This is a genomic window from Mycolicibacterium nivoides (assembly GCF_003855255.1).
In the GTDB taxonomy this organism is placed as follows: domain Bacteria; phylum Actinomycetota; class Actinomycetes; order Mycobacteriales; family Mycobacteriaceae; genus Mycobacterium; species Mycobacterium nivoides.
In genome coordinates this window covers 5,085,356-5,100,882 of record NZ_CP034072.1, presented here as the reverse complement: position 1 = coordinate 5,100,882, position 15,527 = coordinate 5,085,356, and the positions used below count along the sequence as shown (strand labels likewise).

General features: G+C 67.5%; 14 protein-coding genes. 6 read left to right on the top strand and 8 right to left on the bottom strand.

Going from position 1 to position 15,527, the window contains the following annotated elements:
• The first annotated feature begins 19 nt into the window (after positions 1 to 19).
• A complete protein-coding gene (locus EH231_RS24895) occupies positions 20 to 664 on the top strand; it encodes a TetR/AcrR family transcriptional regulator (RefSeq protein ID WP_234927012.1) in 645 nt (214 codons plus the stop codon).
• A gap of 7 nt (positions 665 to 671) precedes the next feature.
• Here the strand turns inward: EH231_RS24895 and EH231_RS24890 are convergent, their stop codons facing one another.
• On the bottom strand, positions 672 to 1,373 hold the full coding sequence (locus EH231_RS24890) for a TetR/AcrR family transcriptional regulator (protein WP_090424632.1): 702 nt from the start codon (positions 1,371 to 1,373) through the stop codon (positions 672 to 674).
• 54 nt (positions 1,374 to 1,427) lie between these two features.
• On the opposite strand from EH231_RS24890, the gene EH231_RS24885 reads away from it, so the two are divergent.
• Positions 1,428 to 2,099, top strand: a complete 672-nt coding sequence (locus EH231_RS24885; RefSeq protein WP_090424633.1) for a DUF2306 domain-containing protein — start codon at positions 1,428 to 1,430, stop codon at positions 2,097 to 2,099.
• On the opposite strand, the gene EH231_RS24880 is transcribed toward EH231_RS24885, so the two are convergent.
• Entirely contained in the window at positions 2,082 to 2,627 is a 546-nt protein-coding gene (locus EH231_RS24880) for a TetR/AcrR family transcriptional regulator (protein WP_090424634.1), read from the bottom strand. The genes EH231_RS24885 and EH231_RS24880 overlap by 18 nt on opposite strands.
• Before the next feature lie 78 nt (positions 2,628 to 2,705).
• Here EH231_RS24880 and EH231_RS24875 point away from each other — a divergent pair, with 78 nt between their 5' ends.
• Complete coding sequence (locus EH231_RS24875; protein ID WP_234941130.1) at positions 2,706 to 3,986, top strand: MFS transporter; 1,281 nt, start codon at positions 2,706 to 2,708, stop codon at positions 3,984 to 3,986.
• Here the strand turns inward: EH231_RS24875 and EH231_RS24870 are convergent.
• From EH231_RS24870 to EH231_RS24855, 4 genes are read right to left on the bottom strand one after another with little or no spacing between them, the layout of a single operon-like run.
• Positions 3,970 to 5,421 (bottom strand): anion permease, encoded by a 1,452-nt coding sequence (locus EH231_RS24870; protein WP_090424635.1) that lies wholly within the window; start codon positions 5,419 to 5,421, stop codon positions 3,970 to 3,972. The two genes, EH231_RS24875 and EH231_RS24870, sit on opposite strands and share 17 nt — an antisense overlap.
• 21 nt (positions 5,422 to 5,442) lie before the next feature.
• A complete protein-coding gene (locus EH231_RS24865; protein WP_090424636.1) occupies positions 5,443 to 6,192 on the bottom strand; it encodes a succinate dehydrogenase/fumarate reductase iron-sulfur subunit in 750 nt (249 codons plus the stop codon).
• The gene (locus EH231_RS24860) at positions 6,189 to 8,168 is read right to left on the bottom strand and encodes a fumarate reductase/succinate dehydrogenase flavoprotein subunit (RefSeq protein WP_090424637.1); all 1,980 of its coding nucleotides are present in this window, start codon (positions 8,166 to 8,168) and stop codon (positions 6,189 to 6,191) included. Before EH231_RS24860 ends, EH231_RS24865 begins: the two co-directional genes overlap by 4 nt.
• Positions 8,165 to 8,938 (bottom strand): succinate dehydrogenase cytochrome b subunit, encoded by a 774-nt coding sequence (locus tag EH231_RS24855; protein ID WP_090424638.1) that lies wholly within the window; start codon positions 8,936 to 8,938, stop codon positions 8,165 to 8,167. The genes EH231_RS24860 and EH231_RS24855 overlap by 4 nt, the downstream gene beginning before the upstream one ends.
• A 174-nt stretch (positions 8,939 to 9,112) precedes the next feature.
• Here EH231_RS24855 and EH231_RS24850 point away from each other — a divergent pair, with 174 nt between their 5' ends.
• Genes EH231_RS24850 through EH231_RS24840 form a run of 3 tightly spaced genes read left to right on the top strand, consistent with a single transcriptional unit; the run spans position 9,113 to position 13,141 of the window.
• Complete coding sequence (locus EH231_RS24850; protein ID WP_090424639.1) at positions 9,113 to 11,500, top strand: arylsulfatase; 2,388 nt, start codon at positions 9,113 to 9,115, stop codon at positions 11,498 to 11,500.
• A 21-nt stretch (positions 11,501 to 11,521) separates the two neighbouring features.
• Positions 11,522 to 12,223: a hypothetical protein gene (locus tag EH231_RS34425; protein WP_241177803.1), complete on the top strand. Its 702-nt coding sequence runs from the start codon at positions 11,522 to 11,524 to the stop codon at positions 12,221 to 12,223.
• Between the two features lie 36 nt (positions 12,224 to 12,259).
• A complete protein-coding gene (locus EH231_RS24840; protein WP_090424640.1) occupies positions 12,260 to 13,141 on the top strand; it encodes a formylglycine-generating enzyme family protein in 882 nt (293 codons plus the stop codon).
• On the opposite strand, the gene EH231_RS24835 is transcribed toward EH231_RS24840, so the two are convergent.
• On the bottom strand, positions 13,085 to 13,813 hold the full coding sequence (locus tag EH231_RS24835) for a YoaK family protein (RefSeq protein ID WP_090424641.1): 729 nt from the start codon (positions 13,811 to 13,813) through the stop codon (positions 13,085 to 13,087). The two genes, EH231_RS24840 and EH231_RS24835, sit on opposite strands and share 57 nt — an antisense overlap.
• A 3-nt stretch (positions 13,814 to 13,816) precedes the next feature.
• Positions 13,817 to 15,406: a hypothetical protein gene (locus EH231_RS24830; protein ID WP_090424642.1), complete on the bottom strand. Its 1,590-nt coding sequence runs from the start codon at positions 15,404 to 15,406 to the stop codon at positions 13,817 to 13,819.
• Positions 15,407 to 15,527 lie beyond the last annotated feature (121 nt).

Sequence of the window (15,527 nt, the reverse complement as noted above, 5' to 3'; positions counted from 1 at the left end):
ACAGACGAAGCAGGGCGTCGTGCTGTCCGAGCAGCTCATCGTCGAGGCTGCGCTGCGGGTGTTGCAGTATCACGGAGCCGCCGGCCTGAGTGTCAGACGCCTCGGTGTCGCACTCGGGGCCGACCCGACCGCCCTGTACCGCTACTTCCGCGGCATCGAGGACGTGGTGCTGGCCATCACCGACGAGCTGTTGCGACGAGTGGTCGAGGGGTGGGAGCCGACCGGTCACTGGCGGGAGGACATGCGGGAACTCGGGCTGCGCCTGCACCGCGTCTACGTCGAGCACCCGCAGGCCGGGGTACTGGCCGCGAGTCGGGTGACCGGCGGCGCCCACGAGATCCAGATCATCGAGACGGTTTTGGGTTCACTGCGGTCGGCGGGTTTCCCCGAGCGGGAGGCGGTCGAGGTATATCACGCCTTCATCGACCAGATGCTGGGGTTCGCCGCGCTGGACGCCGCCTTCGAAGCCCTGCCCGCGGAACACCAGAAGCGCGATGACGACAGGTGGCGCGACACCTACGCACAGCTACCCGCCGAGAGTCATCCGAACATCGCGGCCACCAGCGGTCTGCTCGACGAGTCGATGCGGCGCAGCGCATGTCAATCGGCTCTGGATCTGCTGCTCGACGGCGTGGCCGCCCGGCTGGATGCCCGCCGACCGTAGCCGACGCTCACCTTGCCTTCGCTGCGATGCCGTCGAGCAGTTGACCCAGGCCGGAACGGAATTCGGTCAGGGGGTCGTCGTCGGTCTGATCGAACACCCCGGCGCCGATGGCGGCCGCCAATGCGGGGAACCGGTCCGGTCGGACCAGTCGTCGCAGTAGCGCTGGGTACTGCCGGTCGTCCACGTCGCGCGCCTCGATGGCCAACGCGGCCGAACCCCGGGTGAAAACCAGCACGGCGATGACCGCGGTCAGCTTCTCGCGCTCGGTCAGCCAAGTGCCGGACAGGGCGGCCAGGCCGGCGTCGAGCCAGGCCAGCTGACCGGGATCTGCGGGCAGGCCGGCTGATGCGGCCTGCAGGATCCACGGATGGCGGTGGTAGACGGCCCACAGCTCATCAGCCCAGTTCGATAGTGCTCCACGCCAATCCGATCCCTCGGGCGTCGGCGGCGGCGGGCCGGGTCCGGTGGCGAGCATGAACGTCACCAGCTCGTCCTTGTTGGCCACGTGCCGGTAAAGGGACATGGTGCCGCACCCGAGACGTTCGGCCAGGCGTGCCATCGACAGGGCGGCGAGCCCGTCGGTATCGGCGAGTTCGACGGCCGCCGCGACGATTGCCTCCCGCGTCAGGCCACGCGACCGACTCGGCGCCGGGTCTTGTTGCCAGAGCAGGCGCAACGCGCGGGGGAGCGGTTCATCGGGGCCGGACATCACCGCTCAGAGTAGCCAGTGACAACTCGATGCGTATGCCATACCCTTTTGCGTATGCCATACGCATCGGGGCGATCGCCACGGCCGGCCGCGGCGATCGCGGTGATCGTCGTGGTGTTCCTGGCGTATTCGCTACCGCCGTACCTCACCGGCGGCACCCGGGTGCCGCCCACATTCGGGCTGCACTACCCGCTGCTGGTCGCCCACGTTCTTCTCGCGAGCGTGGCGATGGTGTGCGCGGTCGCGCAGATCTGGCCGGGTTTGCGGCATCGTCACCCGGCGCTGCATCGGCGTACCGGACGCGTCTACGTCGCCACGGCGATTCCGGCTGCGGTCTGCGCAATGGTGATCGGGGCGGCCACACCGTTCGGTCCGATACTGCGGGTCAGCGACGTCGCGCTGGGGGCGCTGTGGCTCTGGTTCACGGTCGACGGATTCGTTGCGGCGCGCCACCGCAGGTTCGGCGTACACCGCCGCCAGATGCTGCGGAGTGCGACGCTGGCGCTGTCGATCATCACCAACAGGATCTGGACGCCCGTGCTGTACCTGACCTTCGACCCGTTGCGCGACAGCGTCTTCGGCGGGGACGAGGAGAAGTATCTCTGGGTGGTCGCGGGTGCGGGTGCCTGGTTGGGCTGGACGATTCCGCTCCTGGGGCTGCAGCTGTGGTTGAGTTGGCAGGCCGCACGCGCCAGGGCTCGGCCACCGTCATTGAGCGGGGTCTGACGTGGCGGTGATCCGATCGATCACCGCCAGCAAGCCGTCGTCCTGGTCGGCCTTTGCGACGTGGCCGCCGAGTGCGCGGTGCAGAGCGCTGTAGTACAGGCCGTCGCCCATGAGCTTCACCGCGCGGGCCACGTCGAGGTCGCCGAGTGCATCGTGCAGGACGTTCAGCCAGTCGGCCGAAACGGTCTCGATGACCGTCCGTGCGTGACCGTCACCCGCCTGCTGCAACCGGGACACCGCCACCAGGGCCCGATCCAGCGGCGTGCCCGCGTAGTGCGAGGACCGGATGTAGTAGCGCGCGGGTCCCTCCGGGGCGGTCCGCATCGCCTGCACATCCTCGGCCGCCAGTGTCAGCAGCCGGTCGCACAGTGCGGCGGCGAGCCGGTCCTTGGACGGAAAGTGGTAGAGCAGACCGCCTTTCGATACGCCCGCTTTGGCGGCCACCGCGTCGAGGGTGGCGTAGCGCTCGCCTTCGACGGCCAGGACATCCTCGTAGGCGTCGAGGATGCGGTCCCGGGACGAAGCCATTCCGAGAGCTTACGACAATTCAGTGGAACTGTACCGTCTGGACGGTATAGATTGGGCCGGTCACGTCGGTCGAGTCACATGGAGAAGCTGGTCATGCGGGTGTATCGCGACGTGCTCCGGACTCCCGGCGTACTGAACGTGACTGCCTCCCAGCTGTTCGCCCGCCTGCCGCTGGGCATGCTCAACCTGGCGATCCTCATGCACGTCCAGTCCAAGACCGGTTCCTACGCATTGGCCGGCGCCGCGGTGGCATGCGTCAGCATCGGGGAAGCGCTGGCGATGCCCGTCACCGCCCGCATCGCCGGGCGCGCCATGGTGATCACCCTGATCGTCGCGGCCCTGACCAACGGCGTCGCCATGCTGGCGCTGGCCTTCGCCGGTGCCTCCGGGCCGCTGCTGTTGATGCTCGGGGTGCTCATCGGCGCATCCGTGCCGCCGCTGATGCCGGTGGTTCGGGCGCTGTATCCGCAATTGGTGCCGAGCGACGGGGTCCGCGCGTTGTTCGCGTTCGACACCACCGCACAGGAACTGATCTGGGTTGTCGGTCCGGTGGCCACGACCTTCCTCGCCTCCGCGCTGTCGACCGCGATACCGCTGGTGGTCTCCGCGGGCGTCACGGTGGTCGGCACCGGGTGGTTTCTGCTGGGCGCCAGGCATCTTCGGCCGCACACGGGCAAGGCCGCGTCGGCCTTCGGCCGTGTGATCGCCAACCGGGCCGTAATCCTCGCGATGGTCGCCAGCCTCGCGCTGGTCGCGTCGTTCATGGCACTCGAAGTCGGCATCGTCGCCGCCCTCGGACGCACCGGTGTCACCGCCGGTCTGGCGATCGCGGTGGCCAGTGTGGGGTCCCTGGTCGGAGGCCTGGCGTTCGGACACCGGCGATTCGGGCTCGCCGGCCTCGTGGCCGCGCTGGGAATCGTGGCTGTCGGTACCACCGTATTCAGCCTCGTCGACAATCTCGCCCTGCAGTTCTGCGCATTGTTCGTGTCGGGACTGGGTTTCGCCCCGGCGATGTCCGCGTTGTATCTCATGGTGTCGCGGGAGATCGAAGAACACTCGGCGGCAGAGGCGTTCGGTTGGCTCAACAGTGCAGCACTCGTGGGCGGGGCGACGGGTACCGCCCTCGCGGGCGTGGCGGCCGACGGGCACGGTGCATCCGGTGCCGTCGTGGTGGCGGCGGTGCTGGCCACCCTGGCCGCATGCAGCCCGATCGTGGCCCGGATGGCCGGTCCGCTGAGAGGTCTCAGCGATCAACCGGAGGCCACCGATGTCCATGCCGTCCACGGGCCGGACCCGACGTGCGGCGGTGGAGCGGATCTGGAATGCGCCCGCCCAGATCAGGTCACCAGATGCCGATGAGTTTCATCCAACCGCCGCCGATGAGCGTCCAGATCAGGATGATCACGATGCTCATCAGGAACCCGATCCGGAACAGCTCGCTGGTCTTGACGTACCCGGAGCCGTAGATGACGCCGGCCGGGCCGGACGAGTAGTGGGCCAGACCGCCGAACAAGTTGCCGATGAAGCCGAACACCAAGGCCGAGAACAAGGGTGGAGCGCCGGTGGCGATCGCCGCGCCGACGAACACCGCGTACATCGCGACGACATGCGCCGTGTTCGAGGCGAACAGGTAGTGCGAGTAGAAGTAGACCAGGGTCAAGATCGCGAACGCGACGAGCCACGGCAGGGAACCCACCGCCCCGGCGACCGAGTCGCCGATCCAGTCGATCACGCCGAGTTCGTTGAGTTCGTTGGCCATTCCGACGAGTACGCCGAAGAACACCAGGGTGCTCCAGGCAGAGGTGTTGTCCGCGAGGTCCTTCCACGACAACACGCCGGTGATCAGCAGGATGGCGATACCGGTGAAGGCCGCCGTCGTCGCGTCGACCCGGAGCAGATCGGTGAGGCACCACAGCACCAGCAGCAGGATGAAGGTTGCCGCCATGATCCATTCCTTGTGCGACATCGGACCTGCCTCGCGCAACTGATCACGTGCCTGCTGCGGCGCATCAGGGGTCTTGGTGACCGTCGGCGGATACACCTTGGACATCACCCAGGGCACTGCCACCAGGCTCACCACGCCGGGGACTATCGCCGCCAGCGCCCACTTGCCCCAGGAGATTTCGACTCCCAGCTTTCCCGCGGCCTCCTGCGCGACGGGGTTGCCCGCCATCGCGGTGACGAACATCGCCGAGGTGATGACGTTGACCTGCAACGCGGTGAGCGTCAGGTAGGCGCCGAGGCGTTTGCGCGACTCCTCCGGTTCGGGATGCGAATCCTCGAGATGGCTCAGCGAGGCGACGATGGGGAACACCACTCCGCCGCAGCGGGCGGTGTTCGACGGAGTCGCCGGCGCGAGAATCAGGTCCGTCAACGCCATCCCATACGACAGGCCGAGGGTGGAGCGGCCCAGCCTGGTGACGAACATCAGCGCGATGCGCCGTCCGAGTCCCGTGATCAGGAACCCCTCGGCGATGAAGAACGCCGCGACGATGAGCCACACCGTCGTGTTGGCGAATCCCGACAGGGCACGTGCTGCCGTCTCGGTCTTGGTCAGCATCGCCGCGGTCATGCCGATCAGCGCCACCGCCCCGGTGGGCAGGGGCTGCAGGATCAGCGCCAGGATCGTGCCGAGGAAGATCCCGAACATCCGCATGCCGGTGGGCTCCACGCCCGCGGGCACCGGCAGGAAATACACCACCGCCGCCACCAGAATCGGGATGCCGGCCTTCCACAGGTAGGGCACCCACCGTGGGGTCTTGGACCCCGTGGCGGCCTCTGCGGTGGTGGTCATCGGCGCAGTCCCCTCGCTGATTCAGTTCCTGGGGCCGCGCAGGCGGGCCCGCACCACTTCGCGATTTACCGCTGCGACGGCGGTGAGCGGGATGCCCTCGGGGCAGACTTCGGAGCATTCGCCGTAACTGGAGCACGGCCCGAATTCGCGCTCCATCTGCCCGACAAGAGTGGTGGCCCGGCGCGACCGTTCCTGCCGGCCCCGGGTGACGGTGCCCAGATGCAACAGCTTGGCCCCCGCGAACAGGTGCGCCGCTCCGTTGGGGCAGGCCGCCACACATGCCCCGCACCCGATGCAGGCCGCGAAATCCAAGGCGTACTCGGAGTCGTCGTGCGGCAGCGGCTCGGCATCGGCGTCGGCGGCCGTGCCCGCGTCGACGGCGATGTGCCCGCCCGCGGCGATCATCCGGTCCAGTGCCGAGCGGTCCACCACCAGATCGCGCACCACCGGATAGGCCGCCGAACGGAACGGCTCGATGCGGATGCGCGCGCCGTCGCGGTAGGACCGGACGTGCTGTCGGCAGGCGGGCGTCTTGGGCACGGGCCCGTGCGGTCGTCCGTCGACGGTGATCCCGCAGGATCCACAAACGCCCTCGCGGCAGTCGGAATCGAAGGCCACCGGGTCCCGGCCGTCGGCCACCAGGGTGTCGTTGAGCCGGTCCAGCAGCTCCAGCAGCGACATCTCGGGCGTCGCGTCGTCGACGGTGTAGTCCTCGAATCGGCCCTCCGAGGCGGTGTCGGGTTGGCGCCAGATCTGCAACGTCAGCCTCATACGTAGTTCCTCGTCTGCAGTGGAACGGCCGCGAACGTCAGAGCCTCGTCGTGACGGACCGGCGGACTGTCCGGGCGATGCTCCCAGGCCGAGACGAAACACCACCTGTCGTCGTCGCGTTCGGCCTCACCGTCGGGGGTCTGGTGTTCGACACGGAAGTGCGCGCCACACGATTCGTCACGGTCGAGCGCGTCGATGCACATCAGCCGGGCCAGGCCGAGGAAATCGGCCACCCGCCCGGCCTTTTCGAGTTCCTGGTTGAATTGTGCGCCTGACCCGGCCACTCGCAGGTCGGACCAGAATTGCGCGGTCAGCTCGTCGATGGCGGCGATCGCGTCGGTCAGCCCCTGTGCCGATCGGGACACTCCACAGCCGGTGTAGAGCACGTCGCCGAGCTTGCGGTGGAACCGGTCGGGTCCCTGGCTGCCACCCACCGCCAGTAGACGCTCGACGCGTTGGCTCACCTCGTCCAGCGTGCGGGTCACCGCCGGATCGTCGGCGGCGGGCGGTGCCGTGCCGAGCAGGCCGGCCAGGTAGTCGGGCACCGAGTACGGCAAGGTGAACCAGCCGTCGACGCAGGCCGACAGCAGCGAGTTCGCACCGAGGCGGTTGGCGCCGTGGTATCCCCAGCCGGCCTCGCCCGCGACGAAAAGACCTGGGATGGAAGTCATCTGGTCGAAATTGTTCCAGAGGCCACCCATCGAGAAGTGGGCGCCCGGGGCGATCCGCATCGGCACCTGATACGGGTCCTCGCCGGTGGCGTCGCGGTACATCGAGAACAGGTTGCCGTAGCGCTCGGCGATCTTGTCGGAACCCAGACGGGCCAGCGCATCTCGGAAATCCAGGTAGACGCTGTTCTTCAACGGGCCGACGCCGCGCCCGGCTTCGATCTGGGTGCGGGCGGCCCGCGACGAGACGTCGCGCGGGGAGAGGTTGCCGTACGACGGGTACATCCGCTCGAGGTAGTAGTCCCGCTCGTCCTCGGGGATGTCGTTGGGGGCGCGGTCGTCACCGGCGCGCACCGGCACCCAGATTCGGCCGTCGTTGCGCAGCGACTCACTCATCAGAATGGTTTTCGACTGCCACTCGGAGTTCACCGGCAGCGCCGTCGGATGGAACTGGATGAACGCGGGGGAGGCGAACAATGCACCCCGTAGGTGGGCCCGCCACGTCGCGCTCGCATTGGAGTTACGGGCCAGGGTCGAGCGGAAGAAGACGTTGCCGTAGCCGCCGGTAGCCAGCACCACCGCATGACCGGTGGTGGCGCGGATCTCCCCGGTCACGAGATTGCGGGTGACGATCCCGCGGGCGCGGCCGTCATCGACGATGACATCGAGCATCTCGGCGCGGGTGTGCAGAGTGACAGTGCCGGCCGCAACCTGTCGCAGCAGTGCCTGACTGGACGCGATCTGAAGTTGCTGGCCCGTCTGTCCGCGGGTGTAGTAGGTGCGTGACACCTGTACGCCGCCGAACGAGCGGGTGGCCAGACTGCCGCCGTACTCACGCGCGAACGGTGCCCCGATGGCGTTCATGTGGTCGATGACGCGGGCGGATTCACGTGCCAGACGGAAGCAATCCGCCTCGCGGGCCCGAAAATCACCGCCCTTCACGGTGTCCTTGACGAACCGCTCCACACTGTCGTTGTCGACCTTGCGGGCCCGGGCCGCGTTGATGCCGCCCTGAGCCGCCACGCTGTGCGCCCGGCGGGGTGCATCGTGGAAGGTGAAACATTCGACGTGATAACCGAGTTCACCGAGCGCTGCGGCGCAGCCCGCGCCGGCCAGGCCGGTGCCCACAACGATGACCGTGAACTTGCGCCGGTTCAGCGGGCTGACCAGCCGGTAGTCCAGGGTGCGCCGCTGCCAGGCCAGGGCGGGGTCACCGTCGGGTACACCACCGCTGATCGGGCCGCCGACGGTGCGCAGCCCCGCGACCGGGTCCGCGCGCGAACCGGTTTCCGTTTCCCCCCTGGTCATGACACCAGTCCGGTCCACACGGCGACCGGAATCGTCATGTTGCCCACCATCACTGCCAGTGCGAGTGCACCCCCGACCACCACGCCCACCTGGCGGGCCCGCGCTCCGGTGACCCCGAGATCGTTGACCGCGGTCCACAATCCGTGCAACAGATGGGCGCCCAGAACCGCCATCGCCAGGAGATAGAACACCGCGACACCGGGCCGGCTGAAGCTCGCGATCAGATTGTCGTAGGCATGACTGGTGGACTCGGTGGCGCCGGCGAAGGACGCGCTGGCGAAGGGCCGGGTTCCCACGGTGAGGTCGAGGATGTGGAACACGATGAACAGCAACAGGACCAGCCCGCTGACCAGCATGGTGCGTGCCGTGAACGACCGCAGTCCCAGCCCTCTCCTGCGGAACCGTCCCCGCGCCACGTGCGCCCGGCGGGTCAGCAGCACCGCACAGCCGACGTGGGCGATCAAGCACCCGGCCAGCACCACCCGGAAGATCCACAGTGCCCCCTCGTAGGGCAGCAGCGGTTCGAGCAGCGTGCGCAACCAGACCGCGTAGTCGTCGAAATGTTGCGCACCCGTGTACACCTTGAGGTTGCCGATCATGTGCACGAGGACAAAGAGGGCGAAGACGATCCCGGTGCCGGCCATGACGAGTTTGAGGGTGACCGAGGAAGGCTGGACGCGCCAGGCCCAATGCGGGCGAGCGATAACGGGACCCCGGGGTACTTCATGCCCGGCGTCGGCATCGGAAACGGTCTCGGCGTTGGCAGTCATCGCATGCAGACCTCCTGCGGCTGCGACGCTACCGGGCCGCCGATGAGGGCGCAGGCCAATTGGCACCCTGGCCGATAGGAAATCGGTTCCGGCCTATCACGCCCTGAACAGGTGTAATCTCCGGGCGGTCAGTCTTACCGGTGCCGAATCGCCAACCGGGAGGAAGGTAAGCCCATGGCCTCCGGGATCAATTCAGCGTTCAGCTCAGCGTCCAATTCAGCATTCAACGGCAAGATCGAACTGGACATCAGGGATTCCGAACCGGACTGGGGCCCATACGCGGCACCCACCGCTGTCGAGAACGCCCCGAATGTCCTGTATCTGGTGTGGGACGACACCGGCATCGCCACGTGGGACTGTTTCGGCGGCTTGGTGGACATGCCCGCGATGAGCCGGATCGCCGAGCGCGGAGTTCGGCTGTCGCAGTTCCACACCACGGCACTGTGCTCGCCCACCCGTGCGTCACTGCTCACCGGACGCAACGCCACCACGGTCGGGATGGCCACCATCGAGGAGTTCACCGACGGATTCCCCAACTGCAACGGGCGAATTCCACTCGAGACCGCCCTGCTCCCGGAGGTGCTCGCCGAAAACGGCTACAACACGTACTGCGTGGGCAAGTGGCATCTGACTCCGTTGGAAGAGTCCAACCTCGCTGCGACCAAACGGCATTGGCCTTGCTCGCGGGGGTTCGAACGGTTCTACGGATTCATGGGTGGCGAGACCGATCAGTGGTACCCGGACCTGGTGTACGACAACCATCCGGTCGACCCGCCGGGCACACCCGAAGAGGGGTATCACCTCTCGCGGGACCTGGCCGACAAGACCATCGAGTTCATCCGGGACGCCAAGGTGATCGCCCCGGACAAACCATGGTTCACCTACCTGTGCCCGGGTGCCGGCCACGCCCCGCATCATGTGTTCAAGGAGTGGGCCGACCGGTATGCGGGGCGGTTCGACATGGGCTACGAGGCCTACCGCGACATCGTGCTGGAGAACCAGAAACGGCTGGGCATCGTTCCGCCCGACACCGAGCTGTCACCGGTCAATCCCTATGCGGATGTCCAGGGGCCCAACGGCGAACCTTGGCCCGCCCAGGACACCGTGCGGCCGTGGGACACCTTGAGCGACGACGAGAAGCGGCTGTTCGCCCGGATGGCCGAGGTGTTTGCCGGCTTCCTGTCCTACACCGACGCCCAGATCGGCCGGGTGCTGGACTTCCTGGAAGAGACAGGGCAGCTCGACAACACGATCATCGTGGTGATCTCCGACAACGGCGCCAGCGGCGAGGGTGGGCCGAACGGGTCGGTCAACGAGACGAAGTTCTTCAACGGCTACATCGACACCGCCGAGGAAGGGCTCAAGTTCATCGACCGGTTGGGCTCGCCGGAGACCTACAACCACTACCCGATCGGGTGGGCGATGGCGTTCAACACGCCCTACAAGCTGTTCAAGCGCTACGCCTCTCATGAGGGTGGAATCGCCGACACCGCGATCATCTCCTGGCCCAACGGTATTGGGTCACACGGCGCGGTGCGCGACAACTACATCAACGTCTGCGACATCACGCCGACCGTCTACGACCTGCTCGACATCACGCCCCCGGCGAGCGTGCGCGGGGTTCCGCAGAAGCCGCTCGATGGCATGAGTTTCAAAGTGGCACTGGATAATCCGGATGCACCGACGGGCAAGGAGACCCAGTTCTACACCATGCTGGGCACCCGCGGCATCTGGCACAGGGGCTGGTTCGCCAACACCGTGCACGCCGCCACCCCCTCGGGGTGGTCGCATTTCGATGCCGACCGCTGGGAGCTGTTCCACATCGAGGCCGACCGCGGCCAGTGCCACGACCTGGCCGCCGAACAGCCGGACAAGCTCGCCGAACTCCAAAAGCTGTGGTTCAGCGAGGCCGACAAGTACAACGGCCTGCCGCTGGCCGACCTCAACATCCTCGAGACGATGACCCGGTGGCGGCCCTATCTGGTCGGGGAGCGGTCCCGCTACACCTACTACCCGAACACCTCGGAAGTCGGCCTGGGTGCGGCCGCCGAACTGCGCGGGCAGTCGTTCACCGTGCTTGCCGACGTCACCGTGGACGGCGATGACACGCAAGGCGTGTTGTTCAAACAGGGTGGCGCGCACGGCGGTCACGTCCTGTTCATCGCAGGCGGGCGGCTGCACTACGTCTACAACTTCCTCGGTGAACACGAGCAGTCTCTGGTCTCGCCCGATCCGATCCCGTTGGGGCGGCACATCTTCGGTGTGCAGTACCAGCGGACCGGCACTGTCGAGGGCAGCCATACCCCGCTGGGGGACACGACCCTGTATGTCGACGACGCCGCGGTGGCCACGCTGGACGGGATGCAAACCCACCCCGGCATGTTCGCGCTCGCCGGGGGTGGCATCTGCATCGGCCGCAACACCGGATCGGCGGTGTCGCAGCAATACCGGGCACCGTTCGCGTTCGGCGGCGGCACCATCGGGCAGGTCACCGTTGACCTGTCGGGCGAGCCGTACCGGGACCTCGAGGGGGAGCTCGCTGTCGCGTTCTCCAAGGACTGAGGGGACTGAGGGGGCTGATCGATGAGAGCGAACGCCATCTGGGTGGGGGCGTGTGCGATGACGCTGCTGGCACTGCCGGGCTGCGGGGGCGGCGTCCACATCGCGGATCCACTCGCCGAAACCACGACGGCGGCGGCGCCGGTCACGACGCTGCCCGTGACAACGCCTCAGCGGGAACGTCCGTCGGAGTTCGCCGTGCCGGCTTACGGGGTCGAGCCGACCACCACGAGGGTGCTGGCCCCAGGCGAGGTCACCTGCCCGCCCCCGGCCGGCCCGACCGTCACCGCAGGCAGCCAAGCGCCCGGCTCGCCGACGCTCACCGTCGCCGTGCCCGAAGGGTTCACCGAGGTGACACCGCATGCGGCAGCGGTGCGGCTGACCGGCCCGGCGGGGATGACCGCCGAGATCACGCTCACCCCGACGACGCGGACCGCCCGGGCGGATTTCCAGCGATACGCCGACGACCGCGTCGCGAAGTACCCGATCAACAGCGTCAGCGTGCTGCCCGGTGACCTGTGCGGCTACAGCGGGCAGAAGCTGATGGGCATCCTGGCGGAGCGGCCGGGAAAGGGCATCGAATATGCCGACCGGATCGTGCACGTGTGGACCAATCAAGGCGCCTTCCTGGCCGTCGTGCGCCTCGAAGCCCCGAGTGAGACGCCGGGATTCGACGAAGCGAGTTCGGCGATGCTCGCCGACTTCGGAATCGCCATGCCGGGCTGAATCGGCCGACGGCCGGACCCGACTAGCCTCGGTGCCGTGGTCACCGAACTCATCGAGCTTCCCGGCGGGACCTTCCAGATGGGTTCGACGGCGTTCTACCCCGAGGAGGCCCCGGTCCACTCCGCGACCGTCGCCGCATTCGCCATCGAGAAGCATCCAGTGACCACCGCCCAGTTCGGCGAGTTCGTCGAGGCCACCGGATACGTCACGATCGCCGAACAGCCGATGGACCCGGCGCTGTATCCCGGGGTGGACGAGGCCGATCTGGTGCCCGGCGCCCTGGTGTTCATGCCCACGAACGGCCCCGTCGACCTGCGGGACTGGCGGCAATGGTGGGACTGGGCGCCCGGCGCCAACTGGCGCCGCCCGTTCGGACCCGACCGGGACCCGGCCGCCCCCGACCACCCCGTCGTACAGGTGGCCTACCCGGATGCGGCGGCCTACGCGGCTTGGGCCGGGCGCCGGTTGCCCACCGAAGCCGAGTGGGAGTACGCGGCACGAGGGGGAGTCGAGGGCATCTATGCCTGGGGCGACGAGGTGACCCCCGGAGGCCAGTTGATGGCCAATACCTGGCAGGGACGGTTCCCGTACCGCAACGACGGCGCGCTCGGCTGGCGCGGCACTTCGCCGGTCGGAAGCTTCCCGGCGAACGCGTTCGGCCTCTCGGACATGATCGGCAACGTATGGGAATGGACCACGACGCGGTTCACCGGCCAGCACCGGTCGCAGGCCGATGCGCCGGCGTGCTGCCCGCCGCCGGCCACCGCGGATCCCACGGTGAACCACGCGCTCAAGGGGGGTTCACACCTGTGCGCGCCGGAGTACTGTCACCGCTACCGTCCGGCGGCACGGTCACCGCAGTCACAGGACAGCGCGACCACCCACATCGGATTTCGCTGCGTCGCCGATTTGGGCTGAACCTCGATGCAGCCGTAGGTGGCCGGCGACGACCACGAAACAGGTGAGCACGGCGGCCAGACCGATCGGAACCGCGATGTGCAATCGCAACAGCACCGCACCGGCCACCGCGCCGAGGAAGATAGCCAGAATGGCGACCAGCCGGCGGTTGCACAGCGCCCCGCGCACACCGCCGGGCCAAGTCTCCCCGGCCAGGCTGGCCAGCGTCGAGGTCACCACCACGGTGGTCATGTCCTTGACGGCAAGGGCGCGGGCCACCATGGCTTGCTGTCCCATCACCGCGGCGACGGCGGTCGCGATGATCACCTGGCCGGTGGCAGCAGGACTGTCCCCGGCGAAAACAACGGCGGCGGTGATTGCCACCAGCGTCAGTGCCCCAATGCCGAGCAGGACGGTGATCCGGGTGTCCCAACCCGCAGCCGGTCGGCCCCGCAACGCCAGACCCGCGGCGAAGGCACCCGCAGTGAAACCGGCCAGCGCGACCGCCGGGCCCAGTACCGGCAGGTCGTCGGCGCCGGCCACCCCCATCCCGAGGATGACGATGTTTCCGGTCATGTTGCCGGTGAACACGCGGTCCAGTCCGAGGTAGCCGACCGCGTCGACGATGCCGGTGACGAAAGTCAGCGTGATGGTCGCGAGCAGCCCGAGGCGGGCCCGATCTAATTGGCGCATCTTCTAGAAGATGACGATTGCGACGGCGGTGGCCAGGATCAACCCGGACATCACGGGTAAGAAGCACTTGCGGGCCAGGCTCAGCACCGGCACCCGGGCGAAGCCTGCTACTGCCACCAGCGAGGACCAGGCGACCAGCGTTCCGCCGCCAGACCAGATGTTGCCCATTTGCCCTATCGCGGCCAGCGTCGAGGGATCCATGTCGACCACCGGGGCCAGCGCACCCGACAACGATCCGGTCAATGGCAGTCCGCTGAAGCCTGAACCTTCCAAACCAGCGATGAGGCCGACGAACAGCACCGAGAACGCGGTGACAACGGGGTTCGGAGACAGATGTGACTGGGCGGCGGTGATGAGGTCGAACAGGAAGGCCGGTCCGGGGGACCCGGAAGGCAGGCCGAGGATCGCGGCCGAGAAGTCACCATTGCCGATGAAAAAGAACCCGGCGATCGGCAGCACGATCCCCATCGCCTTGAACGCGAACACCAGCCCATCGACCACGTGCTCCGAGGAGGTTTCCAGGAAGTTGCGCTTGTCGTTGGTGGCCGATGCGGCGAACAGCAGGAGAGCGGCCAGGCCGCCGACGATGGCTGCCGCGTCCCCGCCTTTGAGCCCGGGCACGATGTCGGTGAACTTACCCAGCATCAGGTACACGATGAAACACAGGTAGACGAGTGGTACCAGCAGCGCGAATACTTTGGCCGAGAACATCTTTCGGGCCGGTTCAGATTCGTCCACCGGCCCGGGCAGGACCGTGGTGGGGGTGGCGACGACGGTCGCGGTGGCGGAGCCGCCGTTGGTAGACGGCATGGCGAGGGGTTTGGGAGTAACGCCGTCGGCGGTAGTGCCCACGTCCGAACCTGTGTCCGGTCCGGACTCAGAGTCCGCCGGCAAGTCGGTCGGACGTCGGTCGGCCTCGTTCTCCCACTCCTGTAACAGGTCCGGGGAAGGGGTCCGCCAGGTATGTCGCTGCGTGACATAGGTGATGGCCAGGGCCGTCAGCCCGACGATCAGCGAGAGCACCATCGCCTTGTCGGCCACCGCGTCGGGGCCCACTCCAGCGGCTTTCGCTGAGATACCAGGGGCGACTTTGATGATGTAGTCAGCCGACAGGGCCATCCCCTGTCCGCAGATCGCCACCACCATGCCGACCGAGATCGGGGCCAGACCGGCCCGGATGGCCACCGGTATGAGAACCGCGCCGACCAGCGGGACTGCCGGCGTGGGCCAGAAGAAGAGTGAGATCACGTACGTCACGATCGCCAGGACGACGAAGCTGCTTGTGCCCGTTCGCATCACCCGGCGGAATGGCGCGACCATCATCCGGTCGGCGCCCATCTGGCGCAGCGCGCCCAGCATGGCCGTGACGATCGCGATGATCAGGAAGATGTTGAACAGTTCCTTGGCCGCGGTGAGGCTGGCGTTGAATATCGATGACAGCCCGGTGATGACGCTGCCGGAGAACGCCCAGGCGGTGAGCAGGGTGGCGGTGACCGCTGGGACGACGATGTTCTTGCGGACCGCCATTGTGGCCAAGATGACGAAGATGCCGGCCAGATAGATCCAGTGTGCCGCGGTCAGTGGGGTGTCCAAAGTGGGACCTCTCGTTGAACTGCTGGTGGGCTGTGCAGTCTGATGTTGGAATGTTCGGCGCGACTGTGACCGGGGTCAACGACAACAGTGCACATCGGTGACTGCCCCACCATGTGCAATA

Bases quoted from the DNA above. Each gene is read 5' to 3' on its own strand.
- EH231_RS24880 (WP_090424634.1), bottom strand. From the start codon at position 2,627: ATGGCTTCGTCCCGGGACCGCATCCTCGACGCCTACGAGGATGTCCTG.
- EH231_RS24855 (WP_090424638.1), bottom strand. From the start codon at position 8,938: ATGACTGCCAACGCCGAGACCGTTTCCGATGCCGACGCCGGGCATGAA.
- EH231_RS34425 (WP_241177803.1), top strand. From the start codon at position 11,522: ATGAGAGCGAACGCCATCTGGGTGGGGGCGTGTGCGATGACGCTGCTG.
- EH231_RS24885 (WP_090424633.1), top strand. From the start codon at position 1,428: ATGCCATACGCATCGGGGCGATCGCCACGGCCGGCCGCGGCGATCGCG.
- EH231_RS24850 (WP_090424639.1), top strand. From the start codon at position 9,113: ATGGCCTCCGGGATCAATTCAGCGTTCAGCTCAGCGTCCAATTCAGCA.
- EH231_RS24865 (WP_090424636.1), bottom strand. From the start codon at position 6,192: ATGAGGCTGACGTTGCAGATCTGGCGCCAACCCGACACCGCCTCGGAG.
- EH231_RS24835 (WP_090424641.1), bottom strand. From the start codon at position 13,813: ATGCGCCAATTAGATCGGGCCCGCCTCGGGCTGCTCGCGACCATCACG.
- EH231_RS24860 (WP_090424637.1), bottom strand. From the start codon at position 8,168: ATGACCAGGGGGGAAACGGAAACCGGTTCGCGCGCGGACCCGGTCGCG.
- EH231_RS24890 (WP_090424632.1), bottom strand. From the start codon at position 1,373: ATGTCCGGCCCCGATGAACCGCTCCCCCGCGCGTTGCGCCTGCTCTGG.
- EH231_RS24875 (WP_234941130.1), top strand. From the start codon at position 2,706: ATGGAGAAGCTGGTCATGCGGGTGTATCGCGACGTGCTCCGGACTCCC.
- EH231_RS24870 (WP_090424635.1), bottom strand. From the start codon at position 5,421: ATGACCACCACCGCAGAGGCCGCCACGGGGTCCAAGACCCCACGGTGG.